Source organism: Bacillus cereus group sp. BfR-BA-01355 (assembly GCF_022663675.1).
GTDB classification, from domain to species: Bacteria; Bacillota; Bacilli; order Bacillales; family Bacillaceae_G; genus Bacillus_A; species Bacillus_A thuringiensis_S.
This window is the reverse complement of record NZ_JAKUFY010000497.1, coordinates 1-220: the sequence shown is the minus strand read 5'-3', so window position 1 is coordinate 220 and position 220 is coordinate 1. Positions and strand designations below refer to the sequence as shown.

Sequence of the window (220 nt, the reverse complement as noted above, 5' to 3'; positions counted from 1 at the left end):
TGTGCGGAAGGGATAAGTGCTGAAAGCATCTAAGCATGAAGCCCCCCTCAAGATGAGATTTCCCATAGCGTAAGCTAGTAAGATCCCTGAAAGATGATCAGGTTGATAGGTGCGAGGTGGAAGCATGGTGACATGTGGAGCTGACGAATACTAATAGATCGAGGACTTAACCATATAATATGTAGCAAATGTTATCTAGTTTTGAAGGAATATGCCTTCA

The 220-nt window shown here is 42.7% G+C and carries 1 rRNA gene; it reads left to right on the top strand.

Annotated features, from left to right (window positions below):
• Positions 1 to 174: ribosomal RNA gene (locus MR167_RS32635) — 23S ribosomal RNA — on the top strand; the annotation flags it as partial.
• Between the last annotated feature and the right edge of the window lie 46 nt (positions 175 to 220).